The organism is Psychromonas sp. 14N.309.X.WAT.B.A12, assembly GCF_030397575.1.
GTDB lineage: Bacteria > Pseudomonadota > Gammaproteobacteria > Enterobacterales > Psychromonadaceae > Psychromonas.
In genome coordinates this window covers 280919-302053 of record NZ_JAPNXS010000001.1, presented here as the reverse complement: position 1 = coordinate 302053, position 21135 = coordinate 280919, and the positions used below count along the sequence as shown (strand labels likewise).

21 protein-coding genes are annotated in these 21135 nt (G+C 36.5%); 6 read left to right on the top strand and 15 right to left on the bottom strand.

The window, feature by feature from the left end:
- Positions 1-66: 66 nt before the first annotated feature.
- Together OW492_RS01380 and OW492_RS01375 are read left to right on the top strand one after the other, a co-directional pair.
- On the top strand, positions 67-1281 hold the full coding sequence (locus OW492_RS01380; protein ID WP_290037919.1) for a pyridoxal phosphate-dependent aminotransferase: 1215 nt from the start codon (positions 67-69) through the stop codon (positions 1279-1281).
- Between the two features lie 317 nt (positions 1282-1598).
- On the top strand, positions 1599-2513 hold the full coding sequence (locus OW492_RS01375) for a hypothetical protein (RefSeq protein WP_290037917.1): 915 nt from the start codon (positions 1599-1601) through the stop codon (positions 2511-2513).
- Between the two features lie 71 nt (positions 2514-2584).
- Here OW492_RS01375 and rlmM read toward each other — a convergent pair whose 3' ends face one another.
- The 8 genes from rlmM to hemA form a co-directional block, all read right to left on the bottom strand.
- The gene (rlmM, locus tag OW492_RS01370; protein ID WP_290037916.1) at positions 2585-3670 is read right to left on the bottom strand and encodes a 23S rRNA (cytidine(2498)-2'-O)-methyltransferase RlmM; all 1086 of its coding nucleotides are present in this window, start codon (positions 3668-3670) and stop codon (positions 2585-2587) included.
- Between the two features lie 30 nt (positions 3671-3700).
- Positions 3701-4093 carry a DUF423 domain-containing protein gene (locus OW492_RS01365; RefSeq protein ID WP_290037915.1) on the bottom strand — a complete coding sequence of 131 codons (393 nt, stop codon included), beginning with the start codon at positions 4091-4093 and terminating at the stop codon, positions 3701-3703.
- Positions 4094-4102: 9 nt separating this feature from the next.
- Positions 4103-4948: a 3-deoxy-8-phosphooctulonate synthase gene (gene kdsA / locus OW492_RS01360; protein WP_290037913.1), complete on the bottom strand. Its 846-nt coding sequence runs from the start codon at positions 4946-4948 to the stop codon at positions 4103-4105.
- 85 nt (positions 4949-5033) lie between these two features.
- On the bottom strand, positions 5034-5894 hold the full coding sequence (locus OW492_RS01355; protein ID WP_290037911.1) for a tetratricopeptide repeat protein: 861 nt from the start codon (positions 5892-5894) through the stop codon (positions 5034-5036).
- Positions 5895-5897: 3 nt separating this feature from the next.
- The gene (locus tag OW492_RS01350; RefSeq protein ID WP_290037909.1) at positions 5898-6284 is read right to left on the bottom strand and encodes a SirB2 family protein; all 387 of its coding nucleotides are present in this window, start codon (positions 6282-6284) and stop codon (positions 5898-5900) included.
- Between the two features lie 82 nt (positions 6285-6366).
- Positions 6367-7194 carry a peptide chain release factor N(5)-glutamine methyltransferase gene (prmC, locus tag OW492_RS01345; protein ID WP_290037908.1) on the bottom strand — a complete coding sequence of 276 codons (828 nt, stop codon included), beginning with the start codon at positions 7192-7194 and terminating at the stop codon, positions 6367-6369.
- Complete coding sequence (gene prfA / locus OW492_RS01340; protein ID WP_290037907.1) at positions 7195-8286, bottom strand: peptide chain release factor 1; 1092 nt, start codon at positions 8284-8286, stop codon at positions 7195-7197.
- Between the two features lie 51 nt (positions 8287-8337).
- A complete protein-coding gene (gene hemA / locus OW492_RS01335) occupies positions 8338-9603 on the bottom strand; it encodes a glutamyl-tRNA reductase (RefSeq protein ID WP_290037906.1) in 1266 nt (421 codons plus the stop codon).
- A gap of 243 nt (positions 9604-9846) precedes the next feature.
- Here hemA and bamE point away from each other — a divergent pair, with 243 nt between their 5' ends.
- The 3 genes from bamE to xthA all read left to right on the top strand — a co-directional run bounded on the left by bamE (position 9847) and on the right by xthA (position 11671).
- The gene (gene bamE / locus OW492_RS01330) at positions 9847-10269 is read left to right on the top strand and encodes an outer membrane protein assembly factor BamE (RefSeq protein WP_290037905.1); all 423 of its coding nucleotides are present in this window, start codon (positions 9847-9849) and stop codon (positions 10267-10269) included.
- A gap of 195 nt (positions 10270-10464) precedes the next feature.
- Complete coding sequence (locus OW492_RS01325; protein ID WP_290037904.1) at positions 10465-10701, top strand: TIGR02647 family protein; 237 nt, start codon at positions 10465-10467, stop codon at positions 10699-10701.
- Between the two features lie 163 nt (positions 10702-10864).
- On the top strand, positions 10865-11671 hold the full coding sequence (gene xthA / locus OW492_RS01320; protein WP_290037902.1) for an exodeoxyribonuclease III: 807 nt from the start codon (positions 10865-10867) through the stop codon (positions 11669-11671).
- A 186-nt stretch (positions 11672-11857) separates the two neighbouring features.
- Here the strand turns inward: xthA and OW492_RS01315 are convergent, their stop codons facing one another.
- The 3 genes from OW492_RS01315 to pfkA form a co-directional block, all read right to left on the bottom strand.
- Entirely contained in the window at positions 11858-12571 is a 714-nt protein-coding gene (locus OW492_RS01315) for a TIGR01621 family pseudouridine synthase (protein ID WP_290037901.1), read from the bottom strand.
- Between the two features lie 10 nt (positions 12572-12581).
- Positions 12582-13181 (bottom strand): UPF0149 family protein, encoded by a 600-nt coding sequence (locus tag OW492_RS01310; protein ID WP_290037900.1) that lies wholly within the window; start codon positions 13179-13181, stop codon positions 12582-12584.
- 104 nt (positions 13182-13285) lie between these two features.
- On the bottom strand, positions 13286-14248 hold the full coding sequence (gene pfkA, locus OW492_RS01305) for a 6-phosphofructokinase (protein WP_290037899.1): 963 nt from the start codon (positions 14246-14248) through the stop codon (positions 13286-13288).
- Between the two features lie 392 nt (positions 14249-14640).
- Here pfkA and OW492_RS01300 point away from each other — a divergent pair, with 392 nt between their 5' ends.
- Complete coding sequence (locus OW492_RS01300; protein ID WP_290037898.1) at positions 14641-14766, top strand: hypothetical protein; 126 nt, start codon at positions 14641-14643, stop codon at positions 14764-14766.
- Positions 14767-14892: 126 nt separating this feature from the next.
- Here OW492_RS01300 and OW492_RS01295 read toward each other — a convergent pair whose 3' ends face one another.
- From OW492_RS01295 to OW492_RS01280, 4 genes are all read right to left on the bottom strand, one after another.
- Positions 14893-16455 carry a SulP family inorganic anion transporter gene (locus tag OW492_RS01295; protein ID WP_290037897.1) on the bottom strand — a complete coding sequence of 521 codons (1563 nt, stop codon included), beginning with the start codon at positions 16453-16455 and terminating at the stop codon, positions 14893-14895.
- Between the two features lie 113 nt (positions 16456-16568).
- Positions 16569-18308: a lysophospholipid acyltransferase family protein gene (locus OW492_RS01290; protein WP_290037896.1), complete on the bottom strand. Its 1740-nt coding sequence runs from the start codon at positions 18306-18308 to the stop codon at positions 16569-16571.
- A 152-nt stretch (positions 18309-18460) separates the two neighbouring features.
- Positions 18461-20170, bottom strand: coding sequence for a polyamine aminopropyltransferase (locus OW492_RS01285; RefSeq protein ID WP_290037895.1), 1710 nt, complete (start codon positions 20168-20170; stop codon positions 18461-18463).
- Positions 20171-20233: 63 nt separating this feature from the next.
- Positions 20234-21133, bottom strand: a complete 900-nt coding sequence (locus OW492_RS01280; RefSeq protein ID WP_290037893.1) for a DUF350 domain-containing protein — start codon at positions 21131-21133, stop codon at positions 20234-20236.
- Positions 21134-21135: the final 2 nt, after the last annotated feature.

Below are 21135 nucleotides of genomic sequence, written 5' to 3'. Positions count from 1 at the left end.
ATGTTAAACATATAAGGTACTTTAGCACGCTGTATCAAGCATAAAATTAGGGGTTAAGGGGTTTAAATGTATTCTATTGTTCGTTCAAATAAATTAGATAATGTCTGCTATGACATTCGTGGTCCAGTATTAAAACAAGCAAATAAGCTGGAAGAAGAAGGCCAACGTATTCTTAAATTGAACATAGGTAATCCCGCCTCATTCGGCTTTGAAGCCCCAGAAGAAGTATTAATGGACGTGATCAAGAACTTGCCTAAAAGCCAAGGGTATTGTGATAGCAAAGGGTTATTTTCTGCACGTAAAGCAGTCATGCAACATTATCAAGGTAAAGGTTTATTATCTTTAGATACCGATGATATCTACATAGGTAATGGTGTGAGTGAGTTGATTGTAATGGCGATGCAAAGCCTGTTAAATAATGGTGATGAAATTTTAGTACCTGCACCAGATTACCCATTATGGACAGCAGCAGCAAATCTATCAGGCGGCAAAGCAGTGCATTACATCTGTGATGAAGAGTCTAATTGGTTCCCTGATATCGATGATATTAAATCTAAAATCACTTCACGTACTAAAGGCATTGTTTTAATCAATCCAAACAACCCTACTGGTGCCGTTTACAGTAAAGAATTATTAGAGCAAATCGTCGAGTTAGCACGACAACATAACTTAATTGTTTTCTCCGATGAAATATACTCGAAGATCGTCTACGACGATGCAGTACATATACCATTAGCAACGCTAGCTGATGATATTTTAATTGTTACTTTTGATGGGCTTTCAAAAGCCTACCGAGTATGTGGCTTCCGAGTAGGTTGGATGATGATCAGCGGTGCCAAAAAGCAAGCCCGTGATTATATTTCAGGCATTGAAATCTTAGCTAGTATGCGACTATGTGCCAATGTGCCTGTGCAACATGCTATTCAAACATCACTGGGAGGATATCAAAGCATCAACGAACTAACAGTGCCAGGTGGACGTTTATATGATCAAACACAAACTGCTTGGAAACTATTAAATGATATTCCAGGTATCAGTTGTAACAAGCCACAAGGAGCGTTATACCTGTTCCCTAAATTAGATCAAAAACGCTTTAACATTAAAGATGATCAACGTTTTGCAATGGACTTACTGATTGAAGAAAAGATCCTCATTGTACAAGGTACTGGCTTTAACTGGCATAAGCCTGATCATTTCCGTATTGTGTGTTTACCTCGTGTTGATGAAATGACTACAGCGATCAACAAAATTGCACATTTCTTAGATGGTTACAGCCAATAAGTTTAACAACTTTAATTCGCAGTGTTTGAGCAAGTATCAACCGTTAAGCACTGCGAATATTTCTATATTATACTTTTGAATTAGGTATTTACCTCCTTATTTTTCCCCACAAATAATTCCTCTTAAATTTTTGATCACTTATTAATCTAATTATTATAAACTGATGTTACTAATTAAATAATCTATCTCCGTTTGGTATAGGAGAAATCACCCTTCTAGAATAACTTCGTTAATCATCTGTCGAAAATTAACGAAAACTATTAATTAGTTTTATTGGTATAAAATCTACCGAATTATCATGTTAAATGAGAAACGTAATGCTCAAGAAAACGATACTATTAATTATTTCACTGTGTTTTATATCCTTGCTATTTGTTGATGTAGGCGACTTGATTTCTGAAAGAGTCATTTATGTTATCTGGCCTCTTGGTCATGTCACTGTTTTTGCTTTCTGGACAGCATTATTAATCCTTTACCAACCCAATATTAGAAATGCATCTCTTATCAAACAATGGTGTTTATTAACATTGTGCTGTTTTGGTTTAGGAGCAACAATTGAACTGATACAACCTTTCTTTGGACGCTCTAGAGAGCTCAATGATCTGTTCATGAATTACATTGGTGTCTTACTAAGCTTAATTATATTCACTCGTCACTCAGTGCGTTGGTTTTTTAAGGCAGGCTATTTCATTTTGTTGGGATATTTCTTATTACCTTCAATCACTACTGCTTATGATGAAATTAAGATGCAAGTCGAATATCCCAAACTAGCAGCTTTTGATAACGAGATTGCCTTAACACGCTGGAAAGCAGATCAAACCCTATCATTAGTAACTCCTGAACAGTTGCCTGAAGCAACAAATAACATGATGAAGATTACTTTTGTGGAACGTAAATACAGCGGAGTCGCTCTACGTTATTTTAAAGGTAATTGGCATCACTTCAATCAACTCAGCTTTGATTTCTATAACCCTTATGACCAAGCCTTACCAGTTACCCTGATCATAACGGATAAACAGTACAATAAAGGTAAACCCAATCCCCAAGACAGGTTTGATAAAGTATTACAGATCAAACCAGGATATAACCAAATTGATCTCCCATTAGAGGAGATAAAACAAGGTGTGGCATTAAGGGAAATGGATTTAGAAAGTATCGCTGGAGTAGATTTTTATATGTATAAACTTAAAGCTCCTACATATTTATATTTAGCATCGTTATATTTACAGTAGACAAGTGATGGATGGAGTGATCAGACTAATAAAGGTAAATGCCTTTATTAGTCTTAATAAATCATTACAACTTAGATTGGACCATATACTTTATCAATTAAACGAACATGAACAGTAATCTCTTCTCGGTCATGATATAAATGTTTTGCTTGAAGTTCATAATTGAAGCCAGCTTCTACAATCATATCCGTTAAGATTTTAAGATCCTCTGTTGCCTCTTGATAACGTTGCTTCATCGGTAATTTAAGGTTAAAAATAGCCTCTTTACACCAACCTTCGATTAACCATTTAGCCATTAGCTTGGCAACACGTTTTGGTTTCTCAATCATGTCACAAACTAACCAATGAATATTCTTACGTTCAGGTTCAAATTTAAAGCCATCTTCCATGTAATGGGTTACTTGCCCTGTTTCCATAAGACTATCTGCCATCGCACCATTATCGACACAACTAACAAACATACCCCGTCTTACTAATTGGTAAGTCCAACCACCTGGACAAGCTCCAAGGTCAACCGCTTTTAGGCCTGAATGAGCACGCGCTTCTTGCTCTTCCTTAGTTAAAAAGGTTTGAAAAGCTTCATCGAGTTTTAATGTCGAACGACTTGGTGCTTCATTAGGGAAACGTAGACGTGTGATCCCCATATGCAATTCGCTGCGATTATTTGGTAAAGAATACCCAACATAGGCTGTTTCATAATCCATAAAACAAACATGCGTACGACGACGTTTAGGGTTTTCTTTATTGGTTAAGTTATTATTCTTTTTCAATGCTTGTCTAAAAGGCACGGTGAACTTACGACAAAAAGTCAATAAAGGTTTAGTTTCATCTCCTTCCGGACACTCTACATAGACATCCCCTGCCATTGGTAAATTACGTGTTATTTCTAAAATTGGAGAAATTCTATCTTCTGCAGGTAAATCTTCGAGCATTGCTACAGCAACAATCATTTGACGAGCAAAAATGAGTTGCGCAAAGTTAATCTGTTCAGCTAAAGACTCAACCTGTGCCGGATCATAACAATGGTATAATACGAAACCACTATTTTTTAGGGTTTTAATATACCCAAATACTTCTAACTCACTGGCTTTTGCTTGGATCTCATTAGCACAATCATTTTCAAAACCGGGGCGACAATATAACAGAATACCTAACATACAAACCTCAATTTACTGTTCAGTAAATCTTTATTTTCTTAAAGAGAAGACCATTGCCAAAGCAATAGATAACCAAGCCACTATCAGTAATAAGCCGCCTAACGGAGTGATTAATACTAGCAATTTAGAAGTAAAAAACACCCAATAGTATAAGCTTCCACTAAAACAGAGTGTGCCGATACTAAAGCAATATAGACTTAAGGTTAATAAACGACTGACTAAGAGTGAACTTAGTATGGTAGTCATTAGTAACGCTAAGGCATGAAACAATTGATACTGTGCAGCTAATTTTACTTGTGATATTTGTTCAGGGTTAGCCCATGTAGATAAACCATGGCTAGCATAGGCTCCAAACATAACCGCCGTTGCCCCAAGCAAAGCGGCAACGGCGATAAAACAACGTGACTGTGTTGAGATTTTCAAAACAATAACTTATTCAGTCACAATAGGATCTAAGCTTTTCGCTAGTTCATCCATTTGCTTCATTTGTGTTAGGAAAGGCACCAATTTATCTAATGGTAATGCACAAGGACCATCACATTTAGCATTAGTAGGATCTGGGTGAGACTCTAGGAATAATCCTGCGATACCCTGAGACATACCCGCTAAGCCTAATTGCACAACTTGACTACGACGACCATCAGCACTGTCGCTACGCGCACCAGGCTTCTGTAATGAATGCGTCACATCAAAAATAACTGGGTAAGAGGTTTCTTTCATGGTGCTGAAACCCAACATGTCTACTACTAAGTTATTGTAACCAAAGCAACTACCACGCTCACACAAGATGATTTTATCGTTACCAGCTTCATTAAACTTAGTAATAATATGTTGCATCTCATGCGGAGCTAAAAACTGCGCTTTTTTCACGTTGATAACTGCATTTGTTTCCGCCATTGCTTGCACTAAATCTGTTTGACGACTTAAAAATGCAGGTAACTGGATCACATCAACGACTTCGGCGACTGGTTTAGCCTGATAAGGTTCATGAACATCCGTAATAATTGGCACATTAAAGGTCGATTTAATCTCTTCAAAAATACGTAAACCTTCTTCTAAACCAGGACCTCGAAAGCTATTAATAGATGAACGGTTTGCTTTATCAAATGATGCTTTAAATACATAAGGAATATTTAATTTACTGGTCGCTTCAACATAGGTTTCAACCATTTTCATCGCTAGGTCGCGTGACTCTAAAACATTCATACCACCAAATAGAACAAATGGAAGATCGTTTGCAACATCAATATTGCCGACTTTGATAATTTTCTGGCTCATTTTTACTCTCTTATTTTTATCGAACAGTTCGATCAAAAATTGATAGTAATCACCCCACCAGAGTGATTACTATGACTTAACATAATTAATGAATGACCTGAGCCGCTAGCTCATCACTCATCTGTTTAATTTGTCTTTTTAATAAATTAACAATGGGATCATCGGGGCATTGCTCAATAAAGTAAGTGAAATCATTACAAGCAAGTTGATAACACTCTAATTGTTGAAACAAAAAGCCACGATCCCTCACTTCAAAGGCATCTTCTGGATCAAGTCGTAATAGAATATCACTACATAATAATGCCAATTCAATGCTCTCGGCTTGAATATAAGCTGCTTTTAGGACATTAACGTAACGCTTAATAATCGTTTCATTACTATCAGCTTGACACATCTCAGCTGTTAATCGTGCATGATTACCAAGTTGACCACGCACCTTTAATTCCAGTTGCATCAAATCAACAATTTCACCATTAAACGGATCAATATAAACAGGCCCATCTGATAATTCTACTTTGACGATAAAGCCACTTGGAAAACAAATCCCAGCGGCAGTAAAGCCCGTCTCTTTTAAAGTTTCGATTAATAATATACCCAAACTAATCGGCACCCCTTTACGACGCGATAATACTGAAGACAGCAATGCATTTTTTACTTTGAAAAATGCTTTCCAATCACCACTAAAGTTTTGCACATGATATAAATTATTCAATATTGCACTGAGTTTATCGATATTCGTATCAGGGTATGCCGCTAATTGAGATTTAATCACAATTAGTTGTAAGCGCATATTATGCTGTAACTCTAAAGCTGAATGTCCAGTTATCTCAGCTTCAGCCATACTCGCCAACTGTAAAAGCGAATAAGCTTGATAATCAATTCCTTCATGAATCAGACTAGTATTGATAACTGACTCTTCTAGTGTCCCTTTTTCATCTAGTTCCACTGTTTACCCCACTAATAAAATAGCTTGTTTGGTGAATGCTAATTTAGCTATGTAAGCAAGCCAGCCAAAAGCACCAACAAAAGATAACCATTGAATATGCGTTTTGGTATTTGGGTTTAAAGACACTTGAACCATAGTAAAGTATGCAACAAATGCGATTATTTTTTCTAACAACCAGTATCCGCCTAAAGAGAACGGATTCCAATGTACTAATGCCATTAACGCAATCCCTAATACAACAATCGTTAAATGCGTATGAGTATGGATTTTTTTAAACAACGCTTTTTGCGCATTCTCATGGCCAGACTTTAACCAGTAAAATCGTAAAATATAAAGAATAATCGCTAATAAGATAAAGCTCATGTGAGTATGTTTTAAGATAGAATACATTGTAATCCTTGCTCTAAGCCCAGAGACTTATTAAGTTGTTAAGATAAAATAAATTAAACCATGGCATATTAGTAGCCCTACTTTATAAAGGGAGGTGGCCTAATGTTACACGGTCATTTTGACTGTAATCTTGTTCTGTTTTTACTTGTACAAAATCATTGTCTAACATAATTCTTTGTACTGCCTGACCTTGATCGTAGCCATGCTCAATCAACAAACACCCACCTGCATTTAAATAATTCTTTGCTTGTTCACAAATCAAACGAATATCTGCGAGTCCATGTTCTTCTGCTGTTAATGCAGAAAGCGGTTCAAATCGAACATCACCCTGGCTCAGGTGAATATCCGATGGATCAATGTAAGGCGGATTACTAACAATCACATCAAACCTTTCCTGCACATTTTCAAACCAATCACTTTGTATAATCTTCACTTGTGAAAAACCTAAGCTATTGCGGTTTTCACAGGCCAAAGCGACTGCATCACGGCTAAAGTCTACCGCCATAAGAGTCGCTTTAGGCAGTTCACTGGCAAGCGCTAATACAATTGCACCAGTGCCTGTACCTAAGTCTAAAATATGGGCTTGTGCACTGCTTTTTGCTAAGGCTAACTCAACTAATATTTCAGTATCTGGCCTTGGAATTAAGGTACTTGCATTGACCTTGAACGGTAATGACCAAAACTCTCGCTCACCTGTTAGATGAGCGACAGGTTGACCATTAACTCGCTGCTCAATTAATTTTTCAAAGTCAGATTTTTGCTGCATAGTTAAATCACGCTCAGGCCAAGTCATTAAATAAATGGTTGGTTTATTTAACACAAAAGCTAACAGCACCTGTGCATCTAATAGAGCGGAATCACTATTAACTAATGTATATTCAGCCCAGGCTAACGCATCTTCAATACGCAACTAAAGAGCACCTTGCGCAAGTGCCGCTAATTTGTCAGCTTGATCTTCCTGTAGAATAGGGTCAAGTAACGCATCCAACTCACCTTCTAATACTTCATTTAAGCGATAAATGGTTAAATTAATACGGTGATCACTTACACGACCTTGGGGGTAGTTATAAGTACGAATACGTTCACTACGATCACCACTTGCGACAAGACTACGACGAATGTCTTGCTCTTCAGCATTATTTTTTTCATCTTCGACCTGTTGTAAGCGAGCTTGTAGAACAGACATCGCCTGTGCACGGTTTTTATGTTGCGAACGTTGATCCTGACATTCTACCACTGTCCCAGTAGGCACGTGCGTAATACGAATAGCAGAATCGGTTTTATTAACGTGCTGACCACCAGCACCAGAGGCACGGAAAGTATCCACTTTTAAATCAGCAGGATTAATTGAAATTGCTTCTGACTCTGGAATCTCTGGCATGACAACCACTGTACAAGCAGAAGTATGAATACGGCCTTGTGACTCAGTTTCAGGTACACGTTGTACTCGATGGCCACCCGATTCAAATTTCATTAAGCCGTAGGCACCATCACCTTCAATTTGCATGATCACTTCTTTGTAACCACCCTGTTCGCTTTCATTACTGTTCATAATGGTCACTCGCCATTTTTTACTGTCACAGTATTTACTGTACATACGGAATAAGTTACCAGCAAAAATAGCCGCTTCATCTCCGCCTGCACCAGCTCTAATTTCAACAAAACAGTTACGGTCGTCATTAGGATCTTTTGGTAGTAATAAAATTTGCAATTCAGCAGCTAATCTTTCAACTGACTCTTTGGCTTCAGTGATCTCGTCTTGCGCCATTTCTCGCATATCTTCGTCATCATCTTCAAGCATTAACTCAGCAGCGGCTAAATCTTCCTGTGCCGATTGAAATGATTTGAAACACAGTACAACTTCTTCAAGCTGTGAATATTCTTTGGTTAGTTCACGGTATTTCTCTTGATTACTAATTGTATCTGGATCACCTAATAACGCTTGTACTTCTTCGTAACGCTCAACTAATATTTCTAACTTTGCAACAATAGATGCTTTCATTTTTATCTCTTCTTTTGAATAGTTCGATAGTTAACCAATCGAGTTATCTCTTTATAATTCGTCTTGTTGGCTTAGTCCAAGTGTTAGTCTCAATAATGCTAAGTCTTGTTCATTACCTGTTTGACTAACCGTTGTTAATGCTTGGCTTGGATAATGGATAAGCTTATTGGTTAACTTAAACGCCAACTCTTTTAATACTTTTTCGCTATCATTACCTTTCGCTAATGAAGCAATAGCACGTTGTAATAATTCATCTCTTAATTGCTCACTGTTTTGACGATACAAGCGAATGCTTTCTACCGCTTTTAATGATTCTTGCCAAGCCATAAAGTCACCAACACTGGCAACAATAATTTTTTCAGCTTCAATGGCGGCTTCTACTCGTGCTTGTTTATTTTCTTCTATGATGCCTTGTAAATCATCAACACTGTAAAGGTAGGCATCATTTAATTCTGCGACTTGTTGTTCGATATCGCGAGGAACTGCAATATCGATAAATAACATAGGTTGGTGACGGCGATCTTTTAACGCACATTCCACCATACCTTTACCAATGATTGGTAATGGACTAGCTGTCGAAGAGATAATAATATCTGATTTAGCGAGGTGATTAGGTATTTCTTCTAGGGTAATGGCGTTTGCATTAAATTGCTCAACTAAGCCCATCGCACGCTCTAAAGTACGATTAGCAATAGTAATATTTGGCACTTCATGCTCAAGTAAATACTTGCCTACGAGTTCAATTGTTTCGCCAGCACCAATTAGTAATACTCTACTTTTCTTTAGATCGCTGAATATTTGTCTTGCTAAAGACACCGCTGCAAATGCGACTGAAATAGCATTAGCGCCAATTTGAGTATCCGTGCGTACTCGTTTTGCAACACTAAAAGCGTATTGAAACCATTTATTGAGTGTTTTATTGACGGCTTTAGCTTGCCCCGCAGAAGCAAAACCTTGTTTAATTTGCCCAAGGATTTGTGGTTCGCCTAAGACCAATGAATCTAACCCACACGAAACTCGAAATAGGTGATTAACGGCCTCTTGATCTTGATAACTATAAAAGTTTTGGTCAAATGCACCTGGCTCGATATCATGAAAATCAGTCAACCAGCGAAGTATAGGTGAAATATCCTGCCCTTCGTAATGACAGTAGATTTCACAACGATTACAAGTAGAAATAATAACAGCTTCTTTAACAAGAGGTTGAGTTAGTAAATCCGCATAAGCCATCATCAAAGAGTCAGGTGCAAAGGCAACTTTTTCTCTCAGTTCAACTGGTGCAGTTTGATGGTTAATTCCTAACGCAAATAATGGCATTTATATAATTCACAGAAACAAGAAATGGAGCAAAACAAAGAGCTGAATTCTACGTAAATTTACCACAAAATTAAAGCGAACTCTGTTTCTAAGATACATTTAGTTTTAAAAATAAACAATTTTGCTATAAGTTTTACTTTATAAATAAGAATCACAAAATTTCTTCCCTAATATTTTTACTTGTTAGCTTTGCTTGGGTATCATCAAACTCAAATTATTTATCACTTAATTAATGATGAGCCCATGACTATTAAAAAAATACTTGCCAGCCTTGCGATTACTTTCTCACTTTCAGGGTGTTCTTATTTGTACAATACCTTTGTATATCAGATTGATGTTGTACAAGGAAATTATGTAGACGATAAAAAATTAGCACAAGTTGAATTAGGAATGACTCAACAGCAAATTGTATTCGTATTAGGATCACCGATGTTAATTGATCAGTTCGATACATCTAAGTGGTATTACATACGTTATATTAAACCAGGTGGCGAGCCTATTCAGCAATCACAGATATTGCTTACTTTTGATGGGAATAAACTAACTAGCATCACTAGTGACAATATTGATCAAGAAAATCCACTTATCAAAAACCCTAAAGTTAAAAAAGAGCCTAACGAAGCGGCGCAAACTGGTGATACTAAAGTAGCCCCAACTACCGAATAATAATCACACTAGTTATAGGAGTGTTTTGAACATTCCTATAACTAACCTTATTTAATTTCAGTGCGCTACATCACTATTAATTAAGGAATCCTTTCAAGAATTGATCTACGCCAAACTCCCCTCTATTAGCTTTTGCCTTTTATACCTGTCTGACTATGATGAAAACTCATATCAACAATAGAAGTGAGCTAAATAATGACGAAAAATTATTCTGATACCTTGTTAGATGAAATAAAACTACTCGCGAAATTCCCTGAAACTTCACAACTGGAAGGGTTAAAAATTCATAAAGAGGCTGATCCAAGCGTCATTAAAGCAGCACAATCATTGTTTGAAAAAGGGTTAATATCTCAACAAGACGGAGGTTATTTGACTGATAGTGGTTTAGAAACCGCTGATCACCTCCATCATCTACTCATCGCATTACATTAATAATATCAATATGGTGGGTTAGTCACTCACCAATCTCTACCTTATTTATTTAGCAGATGATAAGTGGGCTATTTATTAAGGTTTATCTTAACGGTCTTAGTTGAGTAAATGCTAACAACAAGGTACATTTATCGTTTTTGATTCTGTAAAGGCTATCCTCACTATGAAAGTTATCTCATTTAACATTAACGGGCTTCGCGCGCGCCTACATCAATTACAAGCAGTTATCGATAAACATCAACCTGATGTTATTGGGCTTCAAGAGATTAAAGTACACAATGATGCATTTCCTGTTGAAGCTGTTGAAGCTATGGGATATCACGTGTACTACCATGGTCAAAAAGCACATTACGGTGTTGCTATACTGTGTAAGCAAAAGCCTACTGATGTGCAATACGGTTTCCCAACAGATAATGACGAGCATCAAAAACGCATGATAATGGTGACAGTCCCTGATGAAGATGGGCAGCCAGTGCGCATTCTTAATGGTTACTTCCCACAAGGAGAAAACCAAACACATGAAACAAAATACCCATATAAACGCCAGTTTTATCAAGATTTAAATACTTACTTAAATGAAAACCATACAGCTGAAGATAATGTGATCGTGATGGGCGATATTAATATCTCACCATTAGACTTAGACATTGGTATTGGAGAAGCAAATGCCAAGCGTTGGTTACAAACCAAAAAATGTAGTTTTCTACCTGAAGAACGTGAATGGCTTGCAACCCTAATGAGTTTTGGCTTTACCGATACATTCCGTTTATTACACCCAGAAGAAGATCAAAAATTCAGCTGGTTTGATTATCGCTCACGTGGATTTGATGATAACCGTGGTTTACGTATTGATGTGGTACTAGCAACGCCTGCATTAGCAGAAAAAACTGTTGAAGCAGATATTGATTATGAGCTTAGAGGTATTGATAAACCTTCAGATCATGCTCCAATCTGGACCGAATTTGCTTAACCCGCAAACCTAATACTCAAAAGGCTCAATCACACTAATTAACTGATCTATTTTACTTGTTAAAATAACTTATTTCTTCGTTGTAATTTTCGGAAGTAGAACAACTACTTAACTTAAATTACGCCTTGAACTCAGTCATTTTTCCTGCGTAAAATTTAGATCACTTATTTAATATAATTGGTATAACTAAGTTTTCTTAGGCCATTTTAATGTATTACAATCTTCCAACTCTGCTAATTTTTCTTGGCAAGCTTGTAAATGAAACAACTCACCTAAACTTGGCGTAGCGCTGAAGTTAAATACCTGTTCTTGATAAACAAATTGAATTTGAAAAGCATGCAAATAACCACGGTCATAGCGGTGTGCATCTTCCGTTGCATAAATAGGATCACCACAAATCGCACTGCCTATACTTTTTAATGCCACACGAATTTGATGTGTTTTCCCCGTTTTAGGTTTAACCACAAACAAACGCTTACCCTCACCTAACGCAAAGCTAAAGAACTGAGTTATCGCTAAATTTTCAGTATTTCTAGTTAATTTCCACATCGAGCGGCGAGACTTTTCCATCCCACCTTTAATTAATCCTTGAGTTTTTTTAGGTTTTTTATCTGCAATGGCTAAGTAAAATTTTTGAATATCTTGATTTTCAAATAACTCGGAGAATCGACTTGCAGCAACTGATGATTTAGCCAGTAATAAAATACCCGAGGTCATTTTATCTAAACGATGCACACTAAATAACTTCTTCCCAAAGTATTTTTCTGCAGCAACGACTACACCATACTCACCATCTTCACTATGGAAGTTAATACCAGGACGTTTGTTAATGACCACAAAATCATCTTCGTCTGATACAACTGAAAAATATGCATTTTCTTCTGAAACTGTTCCTAGCATGGCTACCCTGTTATTCATCAAAAACTAAATTCTGGGCCGCACTATAAGCTAAATTACTTAATAATTGTGGTAAAATTGCTAGTATTTCATGGTATTTAGGTAATTGATCAACAATCGCCAAGAATTGAGGATCGTTTGCATCTGGTGGAGCCAGTTTGGTTAATAATAAGATAGTTGTTTGTAAAATATTTTCACTATTACTATCGCCCTCAACCGTTGTCCATTGTTCATTAAATATTTCAACAGCAGCTAAAAAGCCACTCGCAAATTGTATTGCTTGCTCACTTAATTGTTTATCTGGCGTTAACCAATCATGACATTGTAATCCGTTTAGTGGGATCGCTTCTTGATAAGCTGTTTGAATTTCATTAGTTAAAGCTATAACTCTTTGAGCATAATCAGTTGCTTGCTGCTCATTATCAAAACTCATTTCTGCATTAGACTTCCATAGATAACTTAACCACTGCTCCAAGTCCAATAACTCAGGTAAGGCTTGCACACTACAGATAAATCCAATTTGATAATAACTAGTATGTAATCCTTTAATTGAATTTAATTGGCCATTTAGTTCGATAAAATCAAATAACACCTTTTTTTGATTATCGGGCATATTAACTCCTAGTAATGTGAAATATAAATAGTATGAATAAAAAAGCCTACTTAAAAGTAGGCTTAATCGATATAACTATAAAGATGTATATTAGCTATTAAGGCCTAATATAATACGTTCGATAGATCGTAAAGGTCTTGACGGAATGGACGCTTCATTTCAGTTAGGCATTCAATTATGTCATGGTCAACCATCTCACCACACTTAATACCGATACAGCGAGCACTCTTACCTGCCATCAACAGATCAACTGCATAAGCACCCATACGGCTTGCTAAAATACGGTCAAATGCCATCGGAGCACCACCACGTTGGATATGCCCTAAGGTTGTAGCACGTGTTTCGCGTTTTGTTCTTTGCTCAATACGTTTTGCTAATGCTGTCACATCAGTAATATGCTCAGTAATTGCAACTATTGCGTGCTTTTTACCTTTTTCTTCACCTAATTGAATTTGCTCAATTAATTGATCTTCATCGAAATCAACTTCTGGTACGATAACGTATTCACTACCACCAGCAATAGCAGCCCATAAAGTTAAATCACCACAGTAACGCCCCATCATTTCTACAATAGAAATACGGTTATGAGATGAAGAAGTATCACGAAGACGATCCACCGCATCAACGATTGTATTTAAACAAGTCATGAAACCAATCGTAAAATCTGTCCCTGCAATATCATTATCAATCGTGCCAGGAATACCAATACATGGGTAACCCATTTCACTTAATTTTAATGCACCCATGTACGAACCATCACCGCCAATTACGATTAATGCTTCAATACCATGTTTTTCTAATTGTTTAATCGCTTCTTTACGAACACTTTCTTCTTTGAATTCTGGGAAACGTGCAGTCCCTAGAAAGGTGCCGCCACGATTAATAACATCAGATACAGAATGGCGATCCATTTGTTCAATTTTGTCTGCATGTAATCCTGCATAACCATCATAAATACCGAAAACTTCGATATTGTGAGATAGACAAGTACGTACCACTGCTCGCACTGCAGAATTCATACCAGGCGCATCGCCACCACTTGTAAGTACACCAATTTTTTTAATCACAATTTACCTCAACCAATTACACTAATTGATAAAAATCATAAGCCTTTTGCCAATAAACCTATAATAGTCATCTTTAAATTAAAACTTTTTATTTTAACTCAAATTAAATGTAGTTTTCTACACAACCTGTAGAAAGTAAACGTCCTAAACCACATCATTCTTTATTAAAATAGCTATTATTTAATCATTGGTTTTTCATGTAAACAACCTCTGATACTTCGTATATCAAGCATACAATATCTGAACGCTGTAGAATAACAATATTATGCATTTTCTTTGTAAAAAGGTCTTTCTTTGCTTTTTTATTAATCTGGATCAGTAATCTTTTTTAAATTGTCACAAATATGCAATAAGTAGACTATATTATATTTAATAAATAAAAGGAGAAGAAGATGAAAAGTAAAAAGAAAACGTTAAGAAACAAACATATTTGGTTTTCTGTGTGGAATCCAAAGTCAACTCAACTTAGTCCTAAATGCGATGCTGAATATCGCCCAATTAGACAATCAACTCGATAAAAATTTATTAATATAACAAGGTTTCTTAAACCTTCCCCCTTTCCCGTAATACCTTTTCAAACAGATACAAAAAAGCAGGTTATAAAACCTGCTTTAGAATCTTACTTATTAGTTTGTTCAATGATACTAACCAAGCTTATCAGATGCCACAGCATAAGATGGATCTTCAATTAAGTTCATTTCTACTAATACGCCTGCTTTATGTAATAATTTACGGCAGTCTTTACTAAGGTGACGAATATGCAGTTTCTTACCTTCTTTCACATAACGTTCATTAAGCACACTGATTGCTTCGATAGCAGAATGGTCAGCAACACGACAAGCTGCAAAATCTACGACAATATGGCGCGGATCATTTTTCACATCGAATAATTCTAAGAAATTACTCACTGAACCAAAGAATAATGGGCCATTAATACTGTAAGACTTCTCGCTTTTATCTGCATTTTCTTCAACGTTAGCATGAATATGGCGAGCATGTTCCCATGCAAACACTAATGCCGATACGATAACACCAACAAATACAGCAATTGCTAAATCAGTAAATACAGTTACTGTGCTTACTAATACAATTACAAATGCATCTTTTACTGGAACATTACGCATCATTTTGAATGAAGCCCATTCAAACGTTCCTAATACAACAATGAACATGACACCCACTAATGCAGCGAGTGGTACAATTTCAATTAAATCTGAAGCAAATAAAATAAATGCTAACAACGCTAATGCTGCTGTAACACCAGATAAGCGACCACGACCGCCAGAGTTAATATTGATCATCGACTGACCAATCATTGCACATCCACCCATGCCACCAAACACGCCATTCACCATGTTCGAAGCACCCTGTGCGACACACTCTTTATTAGGGCGACCACGAGTACCAGTCATTTCATCAACGACTGTTAATGTTAATAACGATTCAATTAAGCCAACCGCAGCTAAAATTAGTGAGTAAGGTAAAATAACCTGTAATGTTTCTAAATTAAACGGCACTACTGGTAATGCAAATGTTGGTAACGTTCCTGCAATTGTTGCGTTTTCATCACCGGTCATACTTTGTAGAAAATCTAATACAGTACGTGTTTCTAGTGCAGGTACGAAATAAACCAAAAGTGTCACCACTACTATCGCCACTAATGTAGAAGGCACTGCATTAGTTAACTTAGGTAAAAAGTGGATAATCGCCATAGTTAAAGCAATCAGTCCTAGCATAATGTAAAGCGGATTACCCTGTAACCAGCTTAGGTTTCCTGCTGCATCTTTTACTTTAAACTGCCCTAGCTGAGCTAAAAAGATAACAATCGCTAAACCATTCACAAAGCCAATCATTACTGAATGAGGCACCATGCGAATAAACTTACCAAAATGCAATACTCCACATAAAATCTGGAATAAACCGGCTAGTAGCACTGCTGCAAATAAATATTCAACACTATGAGAACTAACTAGTGCCACCATGACTACAGCCATTGCACCAGTTGCACCTGAAATCATGCCAGGACGACCGCCAAAAATAGAGGTAATTAAACCAACCATAAATGCGGCATATAAACCAATCATTGGTTCTACACCAGCCACAAAGGCAAAGGCCACTGCTTCGGGCACCAGTGCAAGAGCAACTGTTAAACCTGAAAGCACATCATTTTTAACACTGCTTTTATTAATTTGGGGGAATTCAAACACCGCTGTTATTCCTTTTTAGGGGTAAAATATAGGGCGCGTATTATAGCCTCCATTTGAAGTAACAGCAAAACAAACAAATTTTAATTGTCTAGTTAATTAAGCGATGATTTAAATCACTTATTTTCGCTTCGACTTTCATTTAGGTGAAGGTCAATATAGCGAGATTTTTTCTTTGCCTTTACGTAAGTTAAATCAACGATGACTAGACCATCAATACAATGATTAAATTCTGAATCGATATTAAAATCAACGAACTGTACGCCACCTTCATGGCATAATTCAGTATATTGCTTATATAGAGTTGGTACGTTTACTCCCATATTATTCATCATAGTTTTTAATTTCATAAAGTCTTTTTCATAATCATCACCGGTAAAATATTCTAATAACTCGTTATCCAATTCTTCTGAAATCGAATAGGCATTTTTTGCTATTGCCAACTCTGCTTGTGATGGAAAATATAATTGATAAAAATACACTAAATAGGCATGTGCTTTTTTTGGTAAAGAGGCAGTCAAAGAAACAGCCCCAAATAAATACCGAATATCACTATTCATTGATAAATACGCACCGATTCCTTGCCATAAATAGTCTAGGCTGCGTTTTCCCCAATACCTTGGTTGTACGAAACTCCGGCCAAGCTCTATGCCTTTTTCAAAATATGGCTGCATTTCCGTTTTATAATCAAAAAGTTGGCTACTATATAACTCCCCCATTGCTTTACCTTTAATTAATTGGGCTGTATTAATAAAGCGATAGGCTCCGACTAACTCTAACTGTTGTTTATCCCATAAAATAATATGTAAGTATTCAAAATCAAATTTATCAAGATCACGTTTTTCTCCTGTTCCTTCACCAACCGCTCTAAAAGTGACTTCTCGACATCGCCCTAACTCCTTTAAAATGACGCCGTGTTCGGGTTTCTCCAACAGATATATGTTTTTCCCGTCCGAAGTACTGCCTAATAGCTGGCATTGTTCAATCGCTTGCTTTAATTCGACTCGAGGGACAGGGTGTGCAATCACTGATTCTGTTTTAAAGTAACTTTGCTGCCCTTTGGCAACCCGATAAACCTCTTTTTGTAATAGATTTACTTTAACTTTAGTCGATAATTTACTTTTACCGTAACTTTCAAACGGAATTAGTTTGCCAATACTGACATTGATGCTTTGTTCGTTATGTTTAAACATCTCTTTAACCAGTAATAAGCTTGCAAGTGGCTTATAAAAGAAAGAAGACGCATAAAAAGTCCAAGAATTTCTAGCCTTGATGTGTATAGGCAAAATAGGTGCTTTAGCACGTGATGCAATTTTTAAGAAGCCTTTTTGCCAAGGAGAGTCTTTAATACCTTTTGCTGTAAAGCGCGAAACTTCACCTGCAGGAAATATGATTAATGCACCATCAGAGGATAAAAAGTCATGTATATTTAAAAGATCCTTTTTTGCGGTATTACCCGACATATTGTTGACGGGTAATAACACGTCATGCAACGATTTAATCTCCATCAATAACTCATTAGCAACAACTTTAACATCACTTCTGATCTTTTTAACCAAATGCAATAACGCCAAACCGTCTAATGAACCTATTGGATGGTTAGCGACAATAACAACTCGTCCAGTGACAGGTATACGCTCGATTTGTTTATCAATAGTAGCAAAACTAAAATCAAAGTAATCGAGGGTTTTCTCGATTAAGTCAAAACCTTTTAAATTTGGGTAACGGTCTGCAAATTGAACAAATTCACTTTCATGTAGTAAGTTTTTGCACAAAGAACTTAATAATTTATGCTGTAATGAATCTTCCACCAGTTTTGGAAAATACTTCTTAAACATCTCTTGACTTGAAATCATCCTATCATCACCTCTCTATGCCATTTTAATTAGCATAGAAAGGTTAAATGACAGAAGGGTTACAAAATTAAGACCTGTTGATGACAAATGACTTTAGTAATATATATAACTATATTGATTTTAAAGATTCGGCTTTGTTTTTAGTATTGAGATTAATTAGCAAATTCTGTTTCGGCTTCCCAGGCATTTTGATGGTATTGATAAAGAATATTGCTGCCCAAATAATTAACTTTTACCTTATCTTTATTCAAATAAAAATCTTTATTAAAAGAAAAAGCCCCTTTTAATAAAGGTAAAGTTAACCATTTAGTCGGAATCGCCAGACTGTCAATACTTGATAACCTTTGAGATGCAGTTTGACCTCGTTTAGTACCAATACTCCACCCCCATTCGCCAAAAGAAGGTACATTTTGATGATACTGCTCGGTGTTAAACCCAGCCTCTTGCAAGGTTTTTCCAATAGAAATAAATGCTGATTGAGCGTGGAAAGGAGAAGTCGATTGCACCACAATTGCACCATCACCATTCAATAAATTTTTCAAACGATAATAAAAATTAACACTGTACATTTTGTTTAGATCTGGATGGCTAGGGTCAGGTAAATCAACAATGATCGTATCAAAGATTTGTTTATTCGCGAGTAACCGATCAATCGCAATAAATGCATCATCGTTGATAACTTTTACGCCAGTTTGATTAAAACTATCTTGAGTAAGATGTTTAATTTTATCGCTCAAATGAGGCGGTAGGACTTTTTCTGGATATTTAAACAGAGAAATAAGTTTTGGATCAAGGTCAACCAAAGTGACTTGTTCTGGATTCCATTTTTGTACTTCACGTAAGGCTAAACCATCACCTCCACCAATGATCAAAATATGTTGGTGACGTGCAGAAGCTTGCATTACGGGATGAACTAAAAACTCATGATAAATATGTTCGTCTAAGCTAGAAAATTGTAAACGACCATTTATATAGAAGTTATAAATAGGATCATAACCGCCACCTAAAAGTCGCTCAGTGAAGACCAAATTTTGGTATGTTGTTTGAGTCTGATACACCACTTTGTCCAAATACAACATATTCTGCATCTGTTTTTGCCAGTGGTTACCAAATATAAATACAAACACGATCAAAACACCTAAACAAAGATGTCCAATAATGAGTTTCATTCTATGTTTCAGATGCTCTTTAAAGCGTATTAAAAATACAAAACCGGCAATCAAATTCAAAGAGGCAGTCAGTGCGGCAGCTTGACTGATTTCAATTTTTAGCATGAATAATACCCAAATGGCAGCGCCTACACCTGCCCCGATATAATCTGCACCATAAATTGTGCCAGCATTATGTGCTAAACGTTGGCCATAAACTGTTTCTCTTATACGTGCAATTAAAGGAATTTCCATCCCAATCAAAAAGCCTAAGATAAAAGCAAACAGATAAGGTAATTTGCTACTTAACCAAGATAAAGTTGCCAGGAAGTCTCCTTTTAACAACACATCGTTAGGAATCTGATACGTATCTGCAATTAATTGCGGTAAGGTTTGACTAAAACCAATCACAGAAGCAATGAATAAGGTTGTACTACATCCGATCAAAGCAACAATCAGCTCTAATAATACAAAACCTTGAAAGGCATCTTTTATCTTTTTAGCCGCAAAAGCTCCCAATCCCATCGATACGATCATGATCCCAATGATTGCATAAATCACCGTTTCTACGCTACCCAGGATACGCGCAGAATAATGGGATAGTAGATATTCATAAATCAAACCACAGCAAGCTAAAGTGGCCATTATTAAAATTAAAAAAGCATCATCAATGAGTAAATTGATCTGCTTGCTATTGAGAGATTTAAGACGCATACAATTAAATTCGCTTATAAAAAAGGCCATCAAATGATGGCCTAGTAAGATAAAACAGTAAAATTAAGACATTAATGCCATTAATAGGAAGGCAATAGAGAAAGACGTTGCTAATTCAATAGTAGCAATACCAATGTTTTGCTGATCTTCAACCTCTTCACGACGGTTAATTCCCCATAATACAAGGAACTTAGCAATGCCTGTTAAAATGGTTAATAACACCATTAAAATGACACTAATCACAACCCATTGCATTAGTCCCATCCACAGTGAATCCACATCAAAAATGATAAAGTAGCTCGCAGCCGTCACTGACATTGCAGTAGAAATCAAGTAACCGCTATAACGAATAGCTAAAGCAATATGGTTATTAACTAAGGCAGTTTGGAATGGCATTCCATTATTTTTAGCATATTTCCATTCAAAGAAGCGAGTGATCACAACCAGCATAACTTGTGAAACGACCCAAGCAGCAACAAGCGCGATAAAGGTATCAACATTCAAGCCTTCTACCCACATGATAGCGGCACGTACAACGATCGCAGTGGCAATCACTGAAGCCGCATCCACTAATGCAACTGCAATATTGCGATCAATGATTAAAGCTTGTTTATCAAATGATGCTAAAGCAAATTTATCATGAATATAACGTCCTGCTTTAATCAGAATTAAACCGGCTAAACCATAAGCTAACATACCAATTAACTCTATTTCATAAGAGCCTGCTAATTCACCAGTGATGGCACCACTTAATGCAATCCCCATGGCAGCAACGCCACCCGCCATACTAATTCCGTAGGCAAAATTATCTTTATGCGCTAACTCGTCAGCCGTATTCACTTTACCCAATACGCCCATCGCATAACGAATACCACCTAATAATAAGATAGCAACAGCCATATCAATGGCTAAATAACCAATCAACGATCCATTTATTTCTAATGTTGTTATTAATTCGTTCATAT